Origin of the sequence: Sphingobacterium sp. HSC-15S19 (genome assembly GCF_050433745.1) — a bacterium.
Classification (GTDB): Bacteria; Bacteroidota; Bacteroidia; order Sphingobacteriales; family Sphingobacteriaceae; genus Sphingobacterium; species Sphingobacterium siyangense.
Map to the genome: position 1 here is coordinate 182,591 of NZ_JBNPWQ010000008.1, position 24,221 is coordinate 206,811.

Annotated in this window: 17 protein-coding genes; 10 read left to right on the forward strand and 7 right to left on the reverse strand. The window is 35.3% G+C overall.

Annotated features, from left to right (window positions below; all coding sequences use genetic code 11):
* The first annotated feature begins 1,054 nt into the window (after window positions 1-1,054).
* Both L1283_RS08760 and L1283_RS08765 read left to right on the forward strand, forming a co-directional pair.
* Complete coding sequence (locus L1283_RS08760; RefSeq protein WP_429626031.1) at window positions 1,055-1,927, forward strand: caspase family protein; 873 nt, start codon at window positions 1,055-1,057, stop codon at window positions 1,925-1,927.
* Entirely contained in the window at window positions 1,924-2,514 is a 591-nt protein-coding gene (locus tag L1283_RS08765) for a hypothetical protein (protein WP_429626032.1), read from the forward strand. The genes L1283_RS08760 and L1283_RS08765 overlap by 4 nt, the downstream gene beginning before the upstream one ends.
* 45 nt (window positions 2,515-2,559) lie before the next feature.
* On the opposite strand, the gene L1283_RS08770 is transcribed toward L1283_RS08765, so the two are convergent.
* Window positions 2,560-3,930 (reverse strand): HEPN domain-containing protein, encoded by a 1,371-nt coding sequence (locus L1283_RS08770; RefSeq protein WP_429626033.1) that lies wholly within the window; start codon window positions 3,928-3,930, stop codon window positions 2,560-2,562.
* 700 nt (window positions 3,931-4,630) lie between these two features.
* Here L1283_RS08770 and L1283_RS08775 point away from each other — a divergent pair.
* On the forward strand, window positions 4,631-6,706 hold the full coding sequence (locus L1283_RS08775) for a hypothetical protein (protein ID WP_429626034.1): 2,076 nt from the start codon (window positions 4,631-4,633) through the stop codon (window positions 6,704-6,706).
* 56 nt (window positions 6,707-6,762) lie between these two features.
* Window positions 6,763-7,083, forward strand: a complete 321-nt coding sequence (locus L1283_RS08780; protein WP_429626035.1) for a hypothetical protein — start codon at window positions 6,763-6,765, stop codon at window positions 7,081-7,083.
* A gap of 51 nt (window positions 7,084-7,134) precedes the next feature.
* Here the strand turns inward: L1283_RS08780 and L1283_RS08785 are convergent, their stop codons facing one another.
* The 6 genes from L1283_RS08785 to L1283_RS08810 all read right to left on the reverse strand — a co-directional run bounded on the left by L1283_RS08785 (window position 7,135) and on the right by L1283_RS08810 (window position 13,054).
* Window positions 7,135-7,896, reverse strand: coding sequence for a Cthe_2314 family HEPN domain-containing protein (locus L1283_RS08785; RefSeq protein ID WP_429626036.1), 762 nt, complete (start codon window positions 7,894-7,896; stop codon window positions 7,135-7,137).
* A 31-nt stretch (window positions 7,897-7,927) separates the two neighbouring features.
* Entirely contained in the window at window positions 7,928-8,215 is a 288-nt protein-coding gene (locus L1283_RS08790) for a hypothetical protein (RefSeq protein WP_429626037.1), read from the reverse strand.
* Window positions 8,205-8,723, reverse strand: coding sequence for a hypothetical protein (locus L1283_RS08795; protein ID WP_429626038.1), 519 nt, complete (start codon window positions 8,721-8,723; stop codon window positions 8,205-8,207). Before L1283_RS08795 ends, L1283_RS08790 begins: the two co-directional genes overlap by 11 nt.
* 110 nt (window positions 8,724-8,833) lie before the next feature.
* On the reverse strand, window positions 8,834-10,279 hold the full coding sequence (locus L1283_RS08800) for an AAA family ATPase (RefSeq protein ID WP_429626039.1): 1,446 nt from the start codon (window positions 10,277-10,279) through the stop codon (window positions 8,834-8,836).
* 267 nt (window positions 10,280-10,546) lie between these two features.
* Window positions 10,547-11,383 carry a hypothetical protein gene (locus L1283_RS08805; protein ID WP_429626040.1) on the reverse strand — a complete coding sequence of 279 codons (837 nt, stop codon included), beginning with the start codon at window positions 11,381-11,383 and terminating at the stop codon, window positions 10,547-10,549.
* Window positions 11,384-11,821: 438 nt separating this feature from the next.
* Window positions 11,822-13,054 carry a hypothetical protein gene (locus L1283_RS08810; protein ID WP_429626041.1) on the reverse strand — a complete coding sequence of 411 codons (1,233 nt, stop codon included), beginning with the start codon at window positions 13,052-13,054 and terminating at the stop codon, window positions 11,822-11,824.
* A 796-nt stretch (window positions 13,055-13,850) separates the two neighbouring features.
* Here L1283_RS08810 and L1283_RS08815 point away from each other — a divergent pair.
* The 6 genes from L1283_RS08815 to L1283_RS08840 all read left to right on the forward strand — a co-directional run bounded on the left by L1283_RS08815 (window position 13,851) and on the right by L1283_RS08840 (window position 24,140).
* The gene (locus L1283_RS08815) at window positions 13,851-17,279 is read left to right on the forward strand and encodes a tetratricopeptide repeat protein (protein WP_429626042.1); all 3,429 of its coding nucleotides are present in this window, start codon (window positions 13,851-13,853) and stop codon (window positions 17,277-17,279) included.
* Window positions 17,280-17,617: 338 nt separating this feature from the next.
* Entirely contained in the window at window positions 17,618-18,778 is a 1,161-nt protein-coding gene (locus L1283_RS08820; protein WP_429626043.1) for an RES domain-containing protein, read from the forward strand.
* Between the two features lie 88 nt (window positions 18,779-18,866).
* Window positions 18,867-20,300: a hypothetical protein gene (locus tag L1283_RS08825; RefSeq protein WP_429626044.1), complete on the forward strand. Its 1,434-nt coding sequence runs from the start codon at window positions 18,867-18,869 to the stop codon at window positions 20,298-20,300.
* Between the two features lie 251 nt (window positions 20,301-20,551).
* Window positions 20,552-22,474 carry an AAA family ATPase gene (locus L1283_RS08830; RefSeq protein ID WP_429626045.1) on the forward strand — a complete coding sequence of 641 codons (1,923 nt, stop codon included), beginning with the start codon at window positions 20,552-20,554 and terminating at the stop codon, window positions 22,472-22,474.
* Window position 22,475: 1 nt separating this feature from the next.
* Window positions 22,476-23,456, forward strand: a complete 981-nt coding sequence (locus tag L1283_RS08835; protein ID WP_429626046.1) for an HNH endonuclease — start codon at window positions 22,476-22,478, stop codon at window positions 23,454-23,456.
* 342 nt (window positions 23,457-23,798) lie between these two features.
* Window positions 23,799-24,140, forward strand: a complete 342-nt coding sequence (locus tag L1283_RS08840; RefSeq protein ID WP_429626047.1) for a hypothetical protein — start codon at window positions 23,799-23,801, stop codon at window positions 24,138-24,140.
* Window positions 24,141-24,221: the final 81 nt, after the last annotated feature.

Consider the following 24,221-nt stretch of genomic DNA (forward strand, 5'->3'; position numbering starts at 1 on the left):
AAAAGATCGCACATAGAGCTTATAAATGTAAGATCATTTATGGAACCTCTCTCCAGCTACAATGATGCGTTTAGTAGCTTTTTCCCATGTTACATGGATAGAGACACAATATCTATGGATGATAGAGGAAGGCCTTTATTTTCCAGCCAATTGAAAGACCATACCGAAAGGAAAAAAGATATTGAATTTATTACAATACCTAACCGCTTTTGACCGGATTTTAAAATTAGTGCTGTTTTTGGTGCTGCTTTCTCGGCGGAAACAAAAAAAAGCGCTGTCTGATTCCTGTGAAAGCGCTTTTGTCTGCGGAAGAGGCGGGAGTTGAATTTCACGTTTCTTCATAATATTGCCTTTATTTTGTTTAAATGCACTTTTCAGGATTTATCTTTGCGAATTTTCAGTGCAAATTTGGTGCTGTTTAGAGTGCGTTTTTTTATTATTGGAATTCTAATTTAAACATTTATTTACAAACTTCCTAAATCAAAATATCGTAAATATAAGCCGAGGTAAACTAAAAAACTTGATTAAAATTGTTAATCATGGGGATATCGCAGCTGTATATTCGATTATATGCTTAGTCTAAGGGATATTTATCAGCATAATGAACCTATAGATATAGGCTTATCGCTGCTAAAATCAAATCTGACTTAAAGTATACTGGGCAGTATACTAAAAAATGTTTTAATGGTACTATTAAGTAAAGAGAGTATCCCCGGACGATACTCAAAATTGCATTTGCAAAGCATAGAGCAAGAAAAGTAGGGTTCTGTCCAACTTCATCTTGCTGAAAGTGTGTTTTTTCATGATAACAGTTAAGTTCTAAAATAACATTTTTTGGATAAATAACTTTCCTATTTCCGGGGAAGGCTACAGTATAATTGGATATCTTCTCATCTTTTAATAAACTATCACTAAATTTAAAATAACATTGAACCTGAATAGCTAGTCTTGATACTTCTTCCTGTCAATATTATTTTATAACGACTCGTATCATTGAATATTTAGTATTTTAGGTTTTCAATACTTATACTTTTTCATTAGCAATAAATAATCTATGAAAGTCTTAGCAGTTTGCATTGGAGTTGATAATGCAGGAAATTTTATAAAACTTGATAACGCCATAAACGATGCAGATGCTATGGAACAGGTTTTCAAGTCCTTTGGATATGATACTATTCTGAAAAAAGATATTAACGTAGCTGACTGGATAGCTCTTTCGACTCATCTGCAAAAAGAACTTAAAAACTACGATAGCTTTATCTTTTTTTATGCCGGGCATGGCATAGAGGTGGATGGAGAGAATTACCTAACACTTCAGGAAACAGCACAGGATCAGGAAACCAAAACCTATTATGACAGGTATGCCATCAAATTGTCTGAAGTTCTTGAATTGGAAAAAAACAACTTGTCAATTTCTAAGATCATTATTGTTGATGCGTGCAGGGACAATCCCAAAGGTGTAAGAGGCGTACAGGCCGAGGAATTTGCACCAATTGCTACGCCCAGAGGGACATTGATCGCCTTTTCCACAACCAGTGGTGAAAAAGCCGCTGACTATGGGTTTCCGAACAATAGCGCCTACACCGGTACTTTAGTACATCATTTAAAAAACAGCTCAAACATCCAGGCAGAATCCCTTTTTAAAAGGGTCAGACAATCGGTTTTTTCGATTACTAAAGGAAAAAAAGTGACTTGGGAGCACACATCACTCATTGACGAATTTTATTTTCAAAAACCTATAGCGCAAACAATTGACTACGGTTATCCGGATCAGTATGTCATTGATAATACGTATAATTATTCTGACGGTAATATAGCCCCTATCATTGCAAAACTACAAACATCGAATTGGTCCGAACAGCAGGATGCATTAATTTCATTCCTGGGATCTTCGCCTAAAACATATCAGCCAAATAAAAATTTTTGATTGGCAGGTATATTGTCAGGGCAGCTTCAAACGGAACTTTTAAAGCCCAAAACCTCCTTACGGACAATCTTTTAGGGTTTCTGAACAGTTATTCGGAAAATGACAGAGAAAACCATTTGCTTAATGGAATGCTTTTCGAATTGTATTTCAATAACTCCGGCCAATTCCGGTTTGCAAGTGAAAATACTTTCGCTTCAAATCTCCTGCTGGAACTTCGTGATAATGGGTTGTTTGCCAAAAGTTTTGCTTACCTGAATAAGGTTCTCAAACCTTTTGCAAACGATATTATTTATTATCCCATAGATGGAACAAATCAAGGAACCATTTCATTGGATTTAGTCCCAGCTTATGAGCAGTACTGGGGAGGAAAAATAACGGTAATTAAAGAAATTCACCTGAATGCCAAAAATGTGACGGACAACATCACGGCCGTAATAGGCACTTCAATAGAGTCGCCCGATCGTTTTAAACAAGCGTTAACTGCATTAAACATCCCATTATCACTCATCAGCCTAAACTCGCCAATTGAATTAAATGATTTAGATATAAGGCAGCATCCGAACACAGAGGTTTCTAGTGACTTTTAATCAAATTGAACTGGCTACCTTAAATTCGTTGGAAGGCTCATGCAACTATAGGAAATAATTTGAGTAGTACGAACTCTCAATATAATACTCAAACCGTTTTCTAAGTACCTCTTCCGGAACGCCCAAGTGTTTTAGAATAAGATAATTGATCAAAGCACGGCAGGCTAATGTCAATGCCTCCAATTCCTCTCCGGCAGCTGCTTTATTTCTCAAATTGGGATTATAATGGGTGTAATAGTTCCTGGATTGCTTCACTTTCCGCTTAAATGCCTCATCATAGATGTAGTCAAAACCAAGCTTATCATTTTCTACTTCTGAAAACAGCTTCGTTAGTCTCTGATCCAGGTTAAGCTCGTTTTTAAAAGCAAGGTGCTCTTTAACCTCTTTTTTATACGCATCCGGTACACCTGCAATAATCTCATCCAATTTGATCTTGAAATCGGCATCCGACATCAGCTTTTCCGGAAACTTATAAATATGGTATATCTCCAGGACCCGGATCAAATTCAGGAAATTATTTTCGTCAAAGGCCCCGCGAAAAAAGTAGTCAAGGAATATCAATTTAAGGATATGCTGCCCTTCTGCGGCGAAACTAAACCATTTACCAAAAAAAACTTCCAGACCATCATCCACATCAGCCCTGCTGATCAGGTAATTCCGGTGGCGGTCCTGCAACGGATACTCAAACTTGTTGAACGGTACTCCACCATAGACCATTGTTCCCAGAAACTTATTTCTGGTATACTGCTCAACAGAAGTATATACACGGGCAGCGGAAACATTTGCGCCATCCTTCGACAAAAAAGAAACAAGTTGCTGAAAATACAGCAGATACTTCATAAATTCCGAAAAATGAATGCCTTCAGCATCCTTCGCGATGAAGTTGACCAGCGCAAATTCATGCAGGGTAATTTTATTGCGGTTTTCGGTAGATGGTTGGAAACACTCAAAATCGATATCAATATCTATACTATCGCTGAGTACCATTGTTAACTTCTCAGGTGCGGTATATTCAATCGAAAATCCAGCACTTTTGTAGCTCTTTTTAAAACTGTCGCTGCTAATCCAGGCATCGAACCCAGGTATATGAACGCCTAGAATTTTAAATTTTTGCTCATTGTATGCGCTGTAATATTCGTCGCCATATAGCATCAATTTGGCGTTGAAGCTATCTATAACCCCGGAACAATCGTAAAGTGTGATTTTTTCACCATAATTTCCCAGGCCATGTATCACCGGGTATCTCAGTTCTTCTCTAACCCATGCCGCTTCTTCTTCAGAAAGCTTGCGGTTATTGGGATCTGTAAGGCGAAGTTCGATAATAAAATCGGTCACAGTCAGGTGCCCCTGGACTGTAATTTGGCTATTTGGTAAAAACCATATGCCGTGATAAGTTTCTTCTTTGGTCTCTACCATTTCTTAACTAAAAAGCGATTATCAAAAGTCAGGAAAAAAACAATCAAAAAGAAATTGATCTCAATAGCCGGTCTTATAAAACACTTATGCAAAGTCAAAATTATATCGCAGACTCCAAAGCTACATTCTTCGATATTATGATAGATTTAGGCCCAAAAGCAAAGAAATACAAAAGAAGCTCTAAATCACCATTCTGATAGAGGGGTTCAATATTGTTCGGATGAATATCAAGGGTATTTGAAAAAGTATAACATAACTTGCAGTATGACAGAAAATGCTGACCTTTATGAAAATGCTATTGCTGAACGAATTAATGGAATTCTAAAAGAAGAATTTATGATTGACACCTATCATTTAGAACTAGCAATAATGAAGGAAGTTAGTAAAAAAAGCTATTCGAATTTACAACGATGATAGACCACATTGGTCTAGCCACATGCTTACTCCTACAGAAATGCATACAAAACCATTGATGAATTACAGAAACTATAAAACAAAAAATAGCAGCAACCTAGTGGTTACAACTGTATAGTTTTATGTATTTTTATCTCTGAAAATCTGTATCACTACTTCAGGACTAGTCAACTATGAAGAGTTTTGAAAAGAACCACGCAGCGATCATTTCACAGCTAAAAGAAATGAGTTTTTTTAATCAGTATACAGACAATTAATTATAAATTATATCTAAACGACACAAAATATGTTCAGTAGACTGGGTGTTTTAAGTTCCGATGCTTTAAATCGAGACGGGTATGTAATTGCTTTCGAGGCATTGGAACAAATGATTGCAAAAAATGCGCTTACTGGTTTACCACAGTTAATCGATCACGATTTCCACAGACCTTTGGGCTGGATTTTGCCTTATGGCATCCTGATAGAACCCAAGATCAGCAAAACCGTAGGCAAGTTTTATTTCTGTGATACCGATGAAGATCGGGAAAACATCCACCCGAAAATACAGAGCCATTGGCAAAGACATAACTACGAAGCGTGTAAGCCTTATATAGATGACTTCAAACGACTTTTGCAATCAGAGTTTTCTGATAAAGGCAGGTTTTATGAAAAAGGGGCAGTAGCCTATCATCTGGATGACATTGTTACCAAGGTATATCCAAAACTCTTCAGCAACACCGATAAATCAGGACTGATCTATCTCCAGGATATATTAGATGATTTTGACTATGCGGGTTCGGGCATTTTCAAAGATAAAAAATCGGAGTTATGTATATTCTGTCATCAATTTTTTAATCGGAGCTTATCACTGTTCAACAATTTCAACACCTATTTCATTGATGAGTTTATCCGTTTAAATTCGCGAACTGACATCACCTTACGGATTGCTATTGACCCTAATCTGATTGGTTTATCCAAAACGATGAAAGGCTTCCTGGAACTGGATTATTGGTGGGGACCTAAATTTGACGACGATATTTCCAATCTTCCAGATCAGGTCACTAGATATGAATGCAATGATGAACAAAAAATGTTCAGCAATGTCACGGGCACGGAATTTTGGTGGAAATCTGATGGGAACGAGAAAACTCTAGAAATTGAGGAAATCAGAGAAAGACCTTCATTTGGTGTTGGTGCAGACGCCTATGGATGCCGGTATATTCATTCCATTTACGATAAGCAAAAGGAAGAGTTTGTGCATTTTGATGGTGCAGTACGCATGTACACCGAAGAGCAAATACTTGAAAGATGGGATGTAAACATCCATAAGGCCGGAAAAAACACTGATTACACGAAACTGTTCAGGATTGACGGTAAGCTTGGATTGGACGATTGGAAGAAACTGTGCATTCTGTATTATAAAGGCAACCCGCTTTTATTTGAATATTTCGGAGCAAAGGAAGAATATGATAAGCTGAAAAATTCTACCATAGAACAAGCTCCTGGTGCAGATTTTTTACCAAACAAGATCACGTCAGAAGATGGCATCAGGATATTTGTGTCCTATCTTCAAAAGAGTGGAGACTATCATTCTTTCGAGCGAAAAGCCATCAATCCGGACACTATTAAGTTCCGTAATGGAGAGATCATAAACGTCCTCGAATACGATATCATAGAACTTGAAAAATTTCTTAAGAGAAAAGGCGGAGTGCTGAAGTACCCTGATGAAGTTCAGTTTGTTAAGCCCTTCGATTTTTACACGAATTATCCTATAATTATACACGGTTCAAACAATACAGAGCAGGTGGTCAGCGACACACTGAGCGCCTACCGGTCGATATTTGAAATTCAGAATAAGAAACTTAACAAGACCGTCAGTATGACTATTGGCTGGGAGATGGCCGATTTCGAGGTTAGATTTTCAATTTTTGGTAAATCAAGCGAAATTACCAAATGGCTGAATGCCAATAAACAAATTCCGATTGAGTATGCATCCTTTAAGGACTGGTTAGTAAAGCAAAGAAAGTGGATATGCGAGAATTATGAGTATAAGGAAAGGGATTTCATGCATTTGGTGAAAGATGACGGCATGTTTTATATGAAACGCACCGCAATTACGCCAGAAATGATTTCATTCCCTGATGAAGAAGACCACAATTATTACGAGATAGATGTCCGTGGCGATAAGTCATTGATCAAATTACTGGATGAAAATGCCGTCTACCCATCTCAATTGGGACTAATACAGAAAATTACCTGTACAAAGACAGGTGAAAACTACCTCACTTCTGACACTTCCAAATATCTCGATGATAATGTAGCGATGGCGATCGAGAAAATAGACGTGATCGGATTCTTTTGGACTGATGAGCAATACCATTGATTTATTTACAGGTAATAACTGGACTTAATATGTAAAAATACAATTTACCTACCTTTGTGCGTGAACCCAGTTATGTTGCTCTTTTTCAATTACCAGCTGATAGTATTACAGCTATTTATTGCGGTGCCAGAATTACAAAGAGCATCCTGCGCAAACTTTATCTGCTTATCGAGAATAACGAGTGCTACCGGCATATTGACCTGCTTATTGGTGCCGTGGATAATCAATATTACAAACTTAACTTCAGGAAGGTAGAAGCGTCAGATATCATAGTGGTTGGTGAATTACAATATCAAATGGAAGTTACTTTTGGAAAAAGGAAGCGGCATGTACGAAAATGGTATAAATTCTCATGGCTTGATCGTTTAGAAAAGTAACGGATAAATGCTGTTATCTCCCGTAAAGGATAATATCGTTTAAAAGCGAAATCATTCAGAGGTTTGCTTATTCACAGTTAATGATTTAAGGTTATCAAAAAAAGGGGCAGTTATAAAAAGGTAGATCAGTTTAAGGTACTGATCGATATTTGCTAAATGCGCCTTTATGATCGCGGTAATTTTTTCCACGAGCTCCTTTTGCGTATCACTGATGGCAAATTCATAACGGTATTGATCCAACCTGTTGTTGTGTTTTATGTCAATGGTATAAAATGAATTGACCAAAGCGAGGTCCGGCATCGTTACAAACCCGTTATGGGCCACATGGTTCCGGTAAGGTTTAAGTTCATCCAAATTCTGTTGAATTTGTGACCATATGCCTTGAAAATGCGGATGATCCTTTGCGAGCAGCTTTAGTACATTAGCTTCTAGTTTCAGCCCTTTTTTAATTTTGAGCATCATCACCTCATTGATCAACAATAAAAAAAGATCTTTCATTTTACCCATGCGTAAGAAAAAGTTCTCATAATTATAGCGGATCATTTGCCCGGCATTGGTGTTACGATCCAGCCTTGACAGCACAGGATTATGTGCGCTGATCAGTTGTTCGGTCAAAGCGATATCGTCTATATTTTGCTGGATATCCCAGATTCGGCTTTGAACCTGCCACAAGTACTCACCCGAAGCTGTCTTGCGCATCCTGGCTTGATCTTCGTCCGGCTTAATAGCAAAGACTTTAACAAACAACTCATTAAGCCCGGTAATGAATTGCATGTCTTCGGATTTCATGCTGTTTAATTCTTCGTTGGTCATTTTTTTTAGAGATTAATGAAGTTTAAGACCGTTACATTTGAGAATGGTCTTTAATCGCTTTGGTAATATCCGGCCTGTATTTTTCAATTACAGCATCGAATATGCGCTGGACAAAGGGAGCCACATGGTATTGTAGTTCTTCGTCAGGCTTTCCCCCACATTCCAGGCAATTCATATAGTCCGAGGACATCATGTAATGATCATTCATATAGAACAGATAGCCAATATGGAGAATGAAAATTTCCCGAAGATCACTCCTGAACCTTTCCAATATTTTCAATCGCTCATCGACGTAAACACTGTTGTGATTAAGGAGCAAAAGTATTGTAATATAAATATTGGGTATGCTCGTTACATCGTCGCCTGATCCCTTCGAACGGGCTATTTTTAAGCCCCCCGTTTTGGTAGAGCAACTGAGTGATCTCTTTTACTTTATCGGAGGCAAGGATATATTCTGACATGTTACCGAAGCCTGAAATAGATTCTGTGCCCCAGCGCCATTTTTCAATTTTTTCAACCACAAAATTGTCAATAGAAAAATGATCACTCAGATACAGGTTTGAATAAATGTTAATGATCGAAGAATCGTAGTATTTGTGGAGCAAGGCATAGCCGTCGTTGATCCGCCCCCGTTTCAAGACATCAAAAGTCGATTCTAAAGTTCCTTGTAGAGAGCTGAAAATATAGTTATCCTTATTCAGAAGGCTGCTTACGTCCGGCGTAATCCAGTGCATAGTCGAGAGCGACAGGCTGTCGTAGAACTTTGCATATATGGTGAGTTCATGAAAAATCTCGTGCTCTTGATACTCCTTTGAATTTACCTGCATATATATACGTTTTTAAATACAAAACCAAAAGTATTTCCAATGTACGCAACATATGTGCGCAGTAAAAAAATATGCCAAATATATGAACATCTAAGATTGTCGCATTCCAATTATATTTCATCTATCGTTCTCATCATCAGTTGAATGTATCTTGAAAGTTCTCCGTTATCGACAATCATTTGCCGGTTGTCACCAGAAGAATGATGAAAACTTTTGGTATAGTCATTAAGTTCAATAAGGTCTTCTGCAAGCCCTTTAAGTTTGAACAACCGGCTGGATTGCTGTGCGGCCTTTATTAATTCAATTATCTCACCCAGCCAAATATTATTGGGTATTATTTCAAAGTATTTCGTCTTTAATACACCCTCCAAGGTAGGTCTGATACATCTAATAACTTCCCTTTTTCCAGCGTCTGAACTATCTCCCGAATTCAGAAAAGTTCTAATAACTTCAAGGTCCTTCTGGGTTGGGGTCAGGAATTCAGCATTTATATCAAACCAGGCTAAACGGCTCGTAGTTCCATCATTGGTAATCTTGAGGGTTGTAGAGTCCAAAAAAGAACATTTGTCGACAAAATCCGCCGCGAAGCCGAGATCATGGGTTAATAATATAAACTGCACAGCGTCAGTGGCTATTTTTGCCAATTGAAAAATGGTAGATGTTCTTCTTGAATAGTCAAAACTCGATAACGGATCATCAAAAACGATAATTTTATCCTGAACGCCCAAAAGCTCCAACCTCGCTAGGAAAAAGCACAATGCAATTGTACTTTTGTCCCCTTCACTCATGGAGTATCTCGCGTTTCCCATATTGCTGTTAATATTAGGTGTTGCGAAAACCACTTTTTCACCATATACCTCGAAGACTGGGAATATTCTGAATCTTTCGAAAGCGCTTGAATTCTGCAAGTGCGAAAACTCGGTTAACTGGATATAGGACGTAAACTTTAAAAGGTATTTATTAACCAATTCAATATGTCGCCGGTAGATTGGAACTGTAAATTCATCAAATTCCTGGAGCAAAGGTGCTAACTCCTGGGCAGCCAATTGCTGCTCGGTACGTAACTCGTCGTTTCGTCTATCTCTGGAGAGATCTTTAGTTAACCGATCAAGTTTGTTAGCCTTTGGTTTTATGCTGTTTTTGAGTTGGGCCCCACGTTCACCGAAGAGTAATTTAAATAAATTCGTCTTGTTTTGCTTTCCCGTTAATGAGCCTGCAAAAAGGTAATCTTCAATGTAGTTAACATCGAAGACCTCTATTTTTAAGTTGTTGGCCGCCCATCTTTCGGGGGTTAAAGAAATTAAACCCGGTACTAAATATTGCTTAATTTTAACTGCGGGTAATGCAGAGGCGCCAAAAGTCTTTTTGAATTTTATTAAATCAGTGTTGTTAACGGACAAAGATTTCAGAATAGTTGAGAGTGTCGTCTTTCCCGATCCATTAGGCGCATAAATAGTATTCACTTTTTTTAATTGTCCATTCCAGCTTTGTGATCCATTAAAAACAAAATTTACAAAATGGCCAATATTTGATATTTCAACTATTTTTTCGATCATACGTTAATTATAGGCTATGATAAGTTTGGTAACTACCTGCTAAATATTTTTAAATTTAGCGCATTGTAAGCATACTTCCAAACTGTGGCTTGGCTATGATTGATAAACTCGAGGCCTGGCTGCCACGACCACCCTCCAAACAAAAGTTAGCCACAATAGAAACAAATGGTCTCTAAAAAAAAGTATAATGATGGTTATCTGACCTCCTCCACGTTGTTCAGATACTCAAAAGTGTAGTTTAGGGACAAAACATACTTCAAATGAGATTTATTGTATATTTTCAATTCCATTTTCAGTAATCTTAAATGTAAGTGAGTGCTCCAATCTTGTATCATCTGTGTAGATGAGTTTATATGTTGTCCCAATTAAATCTGGAGGGATCAAATATTTCAACTTCTCATCAGCATCAGTGTGGTCAGCTTCGAGATACTCTATATATATACCATCTAGATCCATATTTCCAAGAGCAGGTAGATTGTTTAACTTCGGCAAGTTTTGAAATATTGGATTTTCTTCATTTTGCTCAATTCTTAGATTATAAGCATTGAAATTTGAATTGTTATAAATGACTAAAGAAAATAACCATTTCAGTTGCCAGTGAATAAATAATGGATGACCACTCCAAATAGGTACATCTCCATAAATTTCCTTGTTTTTGAGACTAAAGCCTTTATTTAGCCGCATTGATCCAGTCCATATTAGATCTATTTCTAAAAAGGCTACCTTTTTTGGATCTGGTGTAGATACGATTATTCCTTTTAAACGAGCAGATAGTTGGCTTTCACAGTCTACCTTCCATTTCTGGAGAAGCGTAACAGGATAACTTTCTGCGTCTTTATCAATTAACGTCGAGCAAGTAGCACAAAGCCAAATGCCATTTTCGATAGACTTTCTTTCTTTCTCATTCAGTGAAGCATCATATCTTGGACCTCCAGAAGCTGCTGCAGTAATATGAGCAGCGACACCTACCAGCGTCATTTTGTCTGGCGCCGAATGTGGACCGACCGTATGTTTTCGACAATCTGGATTGGAACAAAGAAAACCTACTCTTTTCCCAAGAATATCTACTGTTTTAGCCGTAAAATTATGTCTAGTCCCAGGCATATGTTTCTATTTTTTCAAAAATAATATAAAATTGCCTTTTTGCAAAAGTATAATTATACAATCCGAGAGGATTATTACTTGCTAAATTGCAGATCTAAGATAGTTGCGGTTTTAGTTTTAATACAGGACGTTAACGATGTGGTTAATATTTCTTTCGAATATGTAGTTCGAAAAGGAAAGGGACGTAATGTATGGATAGTAGATGGTAGTGAAAAACCTATCGGGAAATTTACAACGAGATTTATTCAGTTATTCCCTTCGGTTGAAGAGAATATTTTGGCTGAGCAGTAGTTGCTTTTTAAATAAGAATAGATAGTTCGGGCTTAATTTGCCGCCCGTTGTGTGATCTGGTAAAAGTAGATTAGAATTAGCGGAAAACCCTGCGCTATGGATTGTAACAAGGCGCAGGGTCTAAAAATATAAAAGCACTTTAACGCATTATAATGTGAAATGATTTTTGCAGGCTAATTCCGGTGTACTTCCCACTTCATCTAACCGAACATAGTGTTCATCCCCCGCATTCTTTAAAGGGCGCTCTATCCTAAAGGTATAATACATTTCATCAGTTTCCAGAATCGTTATAGGGATAGCTTTTCTCCCATCCCAGGAAACCCATGCCTTATCTCCCGGATCAAAATTTTCGATTGTCCGTTTGGAATAATGCACTGGCTCAACGTTTTTAACGAAGACTATTTTTCTTCCGTCATATGTTTTTTTAGTGGAGCTTTTTACCGGTTTTTTTAATGTTGGCAAATTCTTTTTTTGTATATAATTGTGGTATGATTTCCATGCTTTCTGTAATGCTGACACTGCTCCTCTAGGGGGGTGTTGACCGGTTAAATAATCCCTATAGTCTTCTAAGTTGTTAAATAACGGCCACAAATTATCATCTCTGTCATTGAACTCGCGTTTGCGTGCAAGATCGCCTAACGGAGAATTTCTGTTTTTTTGTTTAATTAGCCATTCTGGAAATGTCGGTAAAATTTCTCCATGCTGTTTACCCGCATTAGTAATCCGCGGCGTATTAATTATCCCATGGTAGATATCCCGCATTTTATCTATGGCCGCCTCAAGAGTTTCAGCTTCCGCAGAAATGTGATCTGTCTTAGCAAATCCAATGGAGGCAGCGACACGGTTTAGAATAAATACATAAACAACACCCTTTTTTCCCTGTTGAAATGATAATAAAAGAGCGGGAGAGAAGTATTCGCGAAAGACAACTATTGCCACATGGTCATTATTAAACTCTAACTGAACTCCTTGTCGTTGGATCTTCAAATCCTGATAGTAAACAGGTTTAGATGCCCAATGTTTATCCGCGAGCGTCTTTCCCAATTCTTCAAATGTTGGTAGAATCGGTTGTGAAACCAGGTTGTTTTTGTAAAGTGGCAGGTAAACTCCTTCAGCTAAATTTTCAGGGAGGTTCAAGGGCAGGCCTTTGAGATTACTTCTCCGTTCTTTAATTTTAGCTGTTGGTGTTAAAACAATAAATTCCGCCTTCCCCAAATCAGTGATTGGGAAACGTGTATCAGCTAATAAAGCGGCGCGAGAAGAATAGCCAAAATAAGCTGCGACAAGCTCGTGGGCATGGGAAGATTTTAACTCAATACCGAAATTGTACTGAGCGAATGAGCGCAAGGAGTCCGCGCAAAGTTTTGTAATTTGCTGCATAGCAATATTTATGTTAAATGCTGGTCTTAAATCGTTTGCCGGGAGTGTTTAAAGACAATCTATGCCAACAGTTTTAACTAATATTTGCTGTATCTAGGCTGTCGTTGATCGAAGTAGCCTCGCGTTTCAGTCACTCACAACTGTGGCGCTCGTTTCCAATGCCTAAGTTAAAACAAAAGATTTTAAAATGCAAATTTTAGTAAAAGCTGGAAAGAACTGCTCGAAAATTATGTATATTAATTTTGAACACATTTAAATAGTCTTTTAGGTAGGAAGGAGGAATAAATTTATCTCGGCAAAAGGCCAAAGAACAAGGACCACAGGGAACATTATACTAATTAGATAATGTATAAATAAGAGTATTTTCATTGAGGAAAAGATATATCAAAAGCTTTTGAGAGCAGGTTGATTTACGGTGAAAATTACACTGTTTTTGGTATATTTGGTATTATTAACACCATAGAGAGAAAGTATGCCCCGAAAGTCTATCTTAACACAAACGATAAGAAAGCTATTTGCAAATTCTGGAAATCAGTGTGCCTATCCGGGCTGTGATCATGTACTTGTCGATGGTGATGATTTAGTTAGTCAGATATGCCATATCGAGGCCGCTAATAAAGGCGGAGAGCGCTACAATCCAGATCAAACTGATGAGGAACGGCGTGCTTATGAAAATCTTGTCCTATTCTGTTACCGGCATCACATCAAAACAAATGATGTCGATAAGTTTCCGGTAGAACGGCTAAGAAAAATTAAATCCGACCATGAAGTCCATATAGGCAGGGCTGTAAATTATGTGTTACCGACAGAAAATGAATCTAAAATTATTGACAATATCCAAGGACAATTTGATAGATTATATGCTATAGCTGTATCTACAAAGAATGATACGCAAAATATCATGGAATTTTTAGAAAGTAAATTTTCCAATGCGATTATTAGTATTCCTGCTGATAATAACGGCTTTCTGTCTGAACATTTATCGGATATAACCGAGATGAGAAAAAATGGGAAAGTAAGTGCCGCACTTGCTTTGATGATCAAGTTCAAAGAAAGAAATTGGTCAACCATAGATGAAGAATTAAAATTCAAGGTCATTATAAATCTTGCGGGCATATACCTGGAACTGAGTCAGCAAAAAGAAGCAGGTCAAACCCTTTTAGAGCTCGAAGATATATCATTTGAAGGGCAGGAAAGAGCGATCAATTTGTGTTTAGCTTATTGCTTAACAGACAATAGGATCAAATTTGAAAAGATTTCCAAAGAGTATGATTTGGAAAAGACAACGAATGAAAGCTTTTGGACCAGTTACGTAATACTCAATAGAAGTATTATTAAAATTGAGCAAATGATGGAAATTCTACCAAAAGAAATGCTCGAAAGCGCACAGGTTCTGATTAATTTGTCAGGGATATTTTTCGAAAATAGAGATAATGCCAAAGGTTTTGAGTTTCTTGAATTAGCGATGAAACAGCTTCCTTCCAATTTGAAAGATAGATGGCTACTCCAGAATTGGGCTTACAATAGGGCATTATCAGCAATAGCAATACGAGAAAAGGTCCATTTAAGAAGCTTTACGACAATAGATAAGGGATATCTTGAACGCTGCTGTGAAGCATTTACGGAAATTTGGGAATATATTGCAAATACTGACCTTAGAAGTCATGTCTCGTCGATAGTTTATAACCGTGGGATGGTACATAAATATCTGGGCAGGGATAACCAAGCGCTAAAAGATTTGGAAGAGGCTTGGGAAATTGATAAAAGTTTTAGGTTTTTCCAAGGTCTTGTTTTTCATCTTCATGACATGGGAGAAAAAGAGAAAGTGACTTCGTTATACGGACAAAGGGATTTAATCGTATTTGAAGATAGCGATGAGGAACTTGAATTTGATACAATGTCATCGCTTCACTATTCTAAGCTAGGAAATATCACAGAATCAATTAACTGTTTAACAAAATGGTTAAAAAGTACTAAAGGTGAAGATAAGTTAAAGATTCTCAATTTAATTTGTATCAATTATTTAGATAATTCAGCTTTTGAAGAAGTAAAAGAGTATATTTTACTGTGCCTACAGGAATTTCCTGAATTTCCCGATGGTTATTATCATCTTTGCCTTTTTCTCAAGGAATCCAAAGATAAAAATGGAGCTGAACAGGCAATACTAAATGCCTATGAAATAGCAATAAAAACGGATTGCGATAAGTATAATGTTATGGTCCCAATCGGTATTGAGCTGATGGATATAGAGCGGTTTAACGAAGCGGCAGCCTGTTTTAAAAAAGTTTATACTTATGGAAATCATGATGAAATAGGGATAAATCTTCTAAAATGTTATTACCTCAGCGGTCAATATGAAGAGGCCCTTGACATGTATAACAGTCTTGGCCAAAATGGAAAAGATGATCCAAAAGTAAACGATCACATTTTTCGCATTTATGAAAATAAAGGGGAGCTATGGAAGGCGAAGGAACTGTTATCTTACAACCTTAAGATTCAGAAGGGCAATGCAAAGGATCATTTTATCATATTAGCTATTCATTTTTATAAACTTACAGGTAATAGTACGGATCTAAAGGATATTTTGGAGTACTTAGAAGTTACCCATTTTTTTGACATGGAAGAGAGGTTTCATATTGCGGGCTTAATGCTGGACTATGGGTTTACCCAACAAGGGATGCAGCTTGCTTATGATACCAGACTTTTATACTTTCAGCAAAAGAAAGCTCACGAATACTTTATACCGCTCATAGTAGTTCAAGGCAACAGAAGTGCTTTAGGAGCCAATATATTCCCGATAGATGTGCAAATGGAATGTGGTATTTACCTAAATAATGTAAATGGGATAGAAAGTTACTTTTTTTTAACTGATAATCCTCAGATTTCAGGAGCAAATATTGTTAGGAGCAATGAGCCATTAGCAAGTAAGTTAATTGGTAAAATTTTGGATGATGATATATCGTTTCCAAATAGTATTGGGGAAAATTCTTTGCAGAAAGTAGTTTCCATTATTGACAGATATACTCATGCTGTGCGAGAAAGTATGAAAATTTTGGAAACTAAATATCCAGATCAGACCTCATTCAAAGTTATCCGTACAAATGATAATGATTCCAAAAATTTTAAAGATCACATGCAGGATCAACTTGTAGAAGTTAATCGGGTAAATCTTAATCTATTCAATTTATACAAGAATAATATCTGTACACTTGGGACCATTCAGGTTTTTCTAGGGCTCAGCTATATTGAAACATGGCTTAAGTTGATTGGAAATCCTCATACACCATTTTATTGTTTAAATCAGCAGGCTTTGGAATACACTCCATGCTTTCTTGATAATTCTGAAAATAAAATAGTATTGGAACTTTCGTCGCTACTTACTCTCGGTTGTGTTTTGGATAAGCTCAAGTGGTTAAATGAGCTCATTTCATCTGAAATATATGTGACGGTGGGAAGCCTGCTTGAACTTCGTGAATTTCATAGAATAATGACCATAGATCGTCCTGATGCTAGAATTGGTCTCAAAAACGGAAAAGTAGTAAAGCACATAGAGCGGGAGGTAGATTTTGAATTCCTGAAAAAATCTATTGAGAAAATCATTGAATGGTGCGAAAAAAATGCAAAAATACTTTCGCCACGAGTATATGATAATCAAACAAAACATTTGTGTAAGATAATAGGTAAAACATCAATGGACTGTATTCTATTAGCAAAGGAATTAGGCGCACATCTTATGTCAGATGACGAGCGGTTAAAAGGATTTGCTCTGGGCCAATTTCATATCAATTCATTCGGATCTTATACATTGATCAGAACACTATGCGGCGAGAAAATAATTGACATCCAATCCTATAATGATGCAAAATTAAAACTAATCCGTTATAATTATATTTATATACCAATTGACCATAAACTGCTCTGGCAGCTATTTGAAGAAAGTAAATTTAAACTTGAAGCTCCTTTTACAAATGCTGTACATGGACTAAATTGCCTAAAGGCTAATGAGCTTTCGACAGAAATTGTTCATTTTGCAAAAATGCTATATTTAAATCTAGCTATTAATGAAAGCATTGAGATTGTATTAACAGGTGTAATAACACAGCTATATGGCAGAAAGGATCTTCCAGAACTAAAGAGTAAAATTAAGATCAGTATCCAAAAAAATTTCAGGTTAATTCCGATGCAGGCAAAACATATTAACGAATTTATAGAAATGATGATATAGGATCCAAATTCAACAAGGTATTATTATTAGAATAACAATTCAATTTTAAAATCATCTGCTGTCGGTGGAAGGAGTCTTCTTGCAATAAAGTATCCTGATATGTTACTATAGGGCAAAACTTCCAATATTTTAGTCCTTGCTGCACAATAATGAGCTCCAGTGGTCAGGACGTCATCAAATAATATAATATTTGGCCTGCAAAGGGAAATATTGAAATTCATATTTTTTAAAGTTTATCATTATATAATTACAAAAGGAATTATTATATTCAAAATTTATTTACAGCGTTCTTTACAATTTTTTTGTGAAAAGAAAGACTGTTGGCCTTATAATTAGATATGACCTTCTTAAAAATTATTGAAAATAGTATTACGGATTTACCTATCAAATATTCTGGATCATTTGTAGAGGAAATAAAAGAAAAATTGAGTGAATTTGGAAACCTTATAAATGCTCTAAAGCTGGATGATATAATAGAGATCGAAAATTTTGATCTTCAAGAATTTAAAGAGCGTAATAAAACTCTAAGAGAAGGGATTTTAGAGGCCCTTTGGTTTTATTATGATGGTGAACCAAGTGAAGCTTTAATACACTTAAAGAATACCCTGGAAAAATGTAAAATTAAGGAGTATTTGGATATTAAGCATAATATCCAACAGAATTCCAATTTGTATAGAATCAGGACAAAACAAGGGAGTTTCCCGTTTTCAAAGAAAGAAATGTTTCATATTCCTTTTGAAAAACGAAATATTGTAAGTACCCAACGATTCAGTATACCAGGTTTACCATCTTTATATCTTGCGAATTCAATCTATGTTGCATGGGAAGAATTAAAGCGTCCTGATTACAATCAAATACAAGCTGTTAGACTAACAAATCAAAGAGAATTAAATTTATTGGACTTAACAACTGACATTTATAGAGAGCATTCTTGTAGTAATGTGAGTAATTTAAGAAGGAATGAGAATGAGCTCCTTAATAAAGTGATGGTCTGGCCCTTAATAGCAGCATGTTCAATAAAAGTGCAACATTCCTCAGATCCATTTAAACCAGAATACATTATACCGCAGCTTTTGATGCAATGGATAAAAAGGGAAAGAGATGTCGATGGTATAAAATATTCTAGCACAAATATTAATCCCTCAAGTAAACACAATGCTCACCTATACAATGTTGTAATTCCTGTAAAATCTACTAAGAGAGACTCGGGTTTATGCCAAGATTTAATAGATATTTTTTTTACAACACCGACATTACCTTTTCAATTAAAACAATTTCTAATACAGTCTGATCATTTTAGTAATCAAGGTTCTTGTCATGTTAATGTGAACCATGAGGTAGTTAAGATAGAGTTGATTAAAGGTTATCCAGAAGACTATTTTAAAACTATGTTTGGAGTAATGGAACATACGCTAAAAGCACTTGATGAAAATCCAATTGCAAAAGTGGAAACAAAATTCCATAATAAATATAGGGTTAGGCAAAGGAGTTTTGGTTAGTGTTCCGATAATATCAAATCAATATTTGTTCAAAATAAAACTATATAATTGGATTTGGATAATTATATATCTCTAAAATTCTAAAAAAATGGAACTTATAATTCTAGGAAAAACGTCAGACGATAAAGGAACTCAGCTTGAGAAATTAACAGAATTACTGTTGCGAGAACAGGGATATTCCAAAATATCTACAAATGTGGTAAATTCTGGGGCGAGTGAGGTGGATATAAAAGGCAGTTATGAAATCCAGCTCATGAATAATAGCATTATAACTGATGTAATTGGTGAATGTAAAGCATATTCTAAACCAATCAGTTTACCTGACTGGTTAAAATTTTTGGGTAAGATTTTCTCTGAGGAGGTTCAAGGTAGAAAAGTCCATGGGTGTTTTATCGCGCTATCTGGGGTAAACAGTAATGTCATTGGTCATTATAACTCTATTAAAGAAAAAAGGCAAGATATAGTCCTATTGGCAGGAGAGGAACTACAGATTCTAATCCAACGTTATTTCGGTTTATTGGATGTTGGAGATATACAGGCGATTCTCCAACATTATACGGAGGAACAACCCATTAATTATTCTATCTGTTATTATAATTCCTGCTTTTACTGGCTGATAACCTTTAGGGAAAATAGATTTTCCTTAATTAACGCAAATGGCAGCCCAGTTCAGAAACATGATAATATGGACATTCAGAAAATTGTTTCTGATTTAAAAACACTATCGGATTATGTCGACCTGGAAGAAATAAAAAATATTTCTGATAGGGCAGAGATGGTGAAGAAATATATTGTTTGCGTATTATTGATTGAAGGAGAGGAGCTTAGTGCGAAACATATATTAAACAATGTAAATGTGCATTTCGGAAATTGTAAGAAAATCTTTAAAAGCAAAGAGATTAATAACTCTCTAGTTCAACTAGTTGCACTAGGGCTAATACAACAAAATAAGAATTATGGTCTATCACTTTTTAAAAATGATATTGGACTTGATGAGGTGATACAGTTCTATACTTATTTTTTTTATAAGACAGTGGTGCTCAAAGGACTTATGTCTAAAAACTATGGCTATAAAATTGATTCAAAGGTATTAGAATACATTTTAGAAATCCAAGGAGGAATTACTCTAGAAGAAGAAGAATTTAATCAATGTTTGAAGCTGATACAGTTTTCACCATCCGCATTTGCTTGGGGGCTTGTTCCTAATGAAATGTTTTTAAATCACCGTCATAATGGAGTTGCCATAAATAAACAAATAGATGAACATGATTCCAAGCATTTTGTACAATATCTATTTTATCTATTTTCTAAAGAGTTCGGTCATTCAGACATGGGAGAATATTTTTACTCTCGGGGATTAAAAGAACTAGAAATTATCACGACAACAAAAATCGTATTTATGGACGGTATTTCTATGAAGAATAATTCACACGAAAAGATTGGGCTTTTTAGGATGGACGAAGAGTATAATAACCAAGTAGTGGCTGTCAGTATGCTTGATGCTGATAAAAAAGATAACTGATATATCCTATATGATGCTAAAATATAGTGTCTTACATATATTTAATACATTAAATATAAAATTAGCGTTTTCTGATGTTATATTAATTTGAGTATTTTAGTCTGATATCGCCTTATTTGTACAGAATTAGGGCGTAGCCAATTAACTTCGTTGTTCCAATGCTGTGGAAATGGCATTTTTTCAAGTAAATGATTAACTAGCCGGCCTTCCGGTTTTATAATAAGGTATTTTTTATAATTATTTTCTGTAAAATGATATTATTTCTTTGGATAAAAGATTATAGAGGATTAGAAAATTTGGGTGTAAATCTAACGGCAAATTATTCTTTTGAAATGAAATTGAGATCAGACGATAGCTATGAACTGGTCTGTCAAAAAAATGATACTCCCAATCTATTCAAGGAGTTTGTTTGGGATATAAAAGCAATTGTTGGAAAAAATGGCGTAGGAAAATCCCGTATTTTATCATGTCTAATTCAGGACCTGATGAGTGATACAAAAGTAAAATTCAATGGAATTTTAGTAACAGACAAATATTTATTAAATAGGGGTGATTTGGAAATAAAGTTCAACTTTTCCTATAATGGTAAGAAAGTTAAGGAAATTAGGAATGTTGACATTGTTAATTATTCAAGAAGAGATACTCACCGCTATCTGGATGAAAGCAAGTCTGAACACAGAAGAGGTGAGAAAATTATAGATACATATTTGCATGATCATACGATATTATATTATGCCCCATTAATAAATTATGATAGGGTCTGGGAAGGAGAATACGCAGTATCTGGCAGTGCAGCATTTGAGGTTGGACCATCCAGGTATTTCGACTTGTCAACAGAGGCTCAAATTTTAGCAGATAGAGATAGCTATGCTTTTTTAAAAAATCTTGACATACCAACTGAAAGCGAGATTTTGTGTCATAAATCTCGGGAATCAGAACGAGTTATCAATTATATTATTGAGGACGGTGTTATTCCATTTAAATTAAATATCACACATATAACCATCCATTTAAATCAAAATTCTATAAATTACTGGGAAAGTATTTCGAGGTTATTTACTTTTGATGACGAACCTTATAGCAAACTTTCCGAGATATTCTTGAAATTTGAGAAAATACCGAGGTCAAGTAATAAATTCGGTAACTTTAAAAATCAATTTCTTTTACGGGTAATTTACCATTTACTTCGATTTGTTGCTGATGAAAAATCTAACTTTAGTAGCGGAGAAAATTCTAATCCCATTATAGATACAATTAACGAACTGGAACAAAAATCTAAAGATATAGATACTCTAGAAGAGTTATTAGAGAAAATTTGCTCTTCGTTTGAAGTATTAGAAAACTTTAATAGACTAAATAGTGAAATTATAGCTTTTTTAGAACTTTTAGAAGTTAACACTAAAAATAAGGAAGTTCATATATCGGATGATTACATTCGAGTATCTATCAGGGAAGTAAATATATTAAAAGAGTTTTTGCGGTTTTCTGGTGGTCTGAAAGTAGGACCTGGGAATAATAGAAATAAAAACCTACCAGTTTTTTCATATGATTTTGATGGATTAAGTTCAGGTGAAAAATCATTTTTGCATTTATTATCCCGTATACATGCTAAAATTAAAGATTTAGATAGAAATTCAGAAAATATTGTTTTACTTCTAGATGAACCAGAAATTGCTTTTCATCCAGAATGGCAACTTAATTTTGTCAATTTTTTGCTGAAATTTATTAGAGAAGAATTTAGGAAATTTAAATGTCAGGTTATTATCACGAGCCATTCACCTCTAATAATTTCAGATTTTCCTGCTGAACATATAGTTTTTTTAGATAAAAATAAAGTTGGTTCATTTGTCTCTGGTTTAAGACATATTCAAAACACCTTTGCTGCAAATGTGCATGCAATATATACCGACGCATTCTTTCTACAAAATGGAACGCTTGGTGAATTTGCAAAGGAAACAATTAAAAAAGCAATAGATATCATAAAAGCACAAGACAAAAAGCAAAAGCATTTTGCAAAATATGTTATAGATTTTGTTGGCGATGATTTGATACGCAATCAGCTTCAAGAATTGTATAATTCAAATTTTGTAAAACAGGAGAATTTAGAAGAACAGTATATGCGTTTAATAAAAGAAGCTGAACGTATTAAGGAAAAAATGCAAAAGGATAACTAAAATGAGAAAAGTTACACATGCTTTTTATAATGGAAAAGATCTTTTATTGGAAGATTTCGCAAACATGTATGCAACCTTAGAAGTGCCGAATGGAAAATTCAAGTTTTCATCTATTAAAAAGAAAATAGGAAATTTTGCAAGATGTTACTCTGATGAAAAGAGCGATTTCCTCGATTACATATATTCCAAATTCGAAGATATCCTTCAGCTACAACCTCGTGGGCTTGAAAAAATAATGCATGAAATTGGAGATAAATTTAGCAAAAATCTTCTTTTCAATTGGGAGGAAAATAAACAAACAGACTTCGGTGCTGAAATAGAAGAACTATTTTCCTTTAATAGATTTAGACAAACAAGTAAAGCTTTTTTATGGGCTCAGTGTCTCAATTTAAGAACATGTCTATACTGCAACTGTCAATTTACCTTTTCCATAGTGACGGAAAATAGTAAACGAAAATTAATGTTTGAAGTAGATCACTTCTATCCGAAAAATAAATATCCGTATTTGTCACTAAGTTTTTATAATTTAATTCCTTGTTGTGCAAATTGTAACAGGGCAAAAAGTGATATTGATTTTAATTTAAAGAACTCTGTACATCCTTACTTAGAAGATTTTAATAATTTGATAAAATTTAAACCTTCAAATACAGATGTATTACATTTTCTAATATTTAAGGAGGAAAGAAAGAATATTAAAATTGAAATAGATTTCAAAAATAATAAGGTGGAAAAACATCTTTCCACCTTTAAATTGAAGGAAGTTTATAATTTTCACCAAGACTTGGTAGAAGAAATCTTTTTAAAACGTTATTACTATGATCCAACTACAATGCGTATACTTAGTGAACAGTTTAAAGATATTATATCAGAGGACACAGTTAAACGCTTCATTCTAGGGAATTACCATCGAGATGAGGATATAAATAAAAGACCATTGGCTAAATTGACTAAAGATGTTGCAAAATCAATAGGTTTAATTTAATAATGGAATATAGTTGAGAATCTTTATCTCGAGTAAATCAAATTCTTCTTAATAAAATAGAGACGCAAAATGGCAAAGTATAGTAAAATCTAACATTGCAGAAGTTTTGAGCAATTCTATCACATATCTTGATTCTCGATTAATAGCTGGCAAATTTTTGCGTGTCAATTATATCCAAATATAAATTATTGGCATGAGATACAGATGTATATAAATAAAATTCATCTTACCTCTAGATTTAATACTAAAAATATTAGTATTTTTGAAATGATTTAGTTCTCATAATGATCTAAAAAGTTGACAGAATTATAAATATTCAATTGTGGTAAAGTGCATTCGGTAATGGAAAGGAGTATAGTACACTGTGATCTTGATACATTTTTTGTATCTGTTGAGCGTCTGCAGAACAGTAAGCTCATGGGGATGCCTGTGCTAATTGGGGGAAACAGTGACCGCGGAGTAGTAGCAAGCTGTTCTTACGAAGCCCGTAAGTTCGGTGTGCATTCTGCTATGCCGATGCGATTGGCCTTACGGATGTGCCCTGAGGCCATCGTTGTCCGTGGAGATCATGATCTTTACAGCCATTATTCCGGAATTGTAACCCAGATAATCGAGGAGGATACCCCCATTGTCGAGAAAGCCAGTATTGATGAGCACTATCTCGATGTTACTGTCTTGTCCTGATATAGCTTTACACTAAATTGTAAAGTATATGACAAAAAAGACTAAAGTGGATAATTCCAAGCCGTTCCAAAGAGTTGGAAG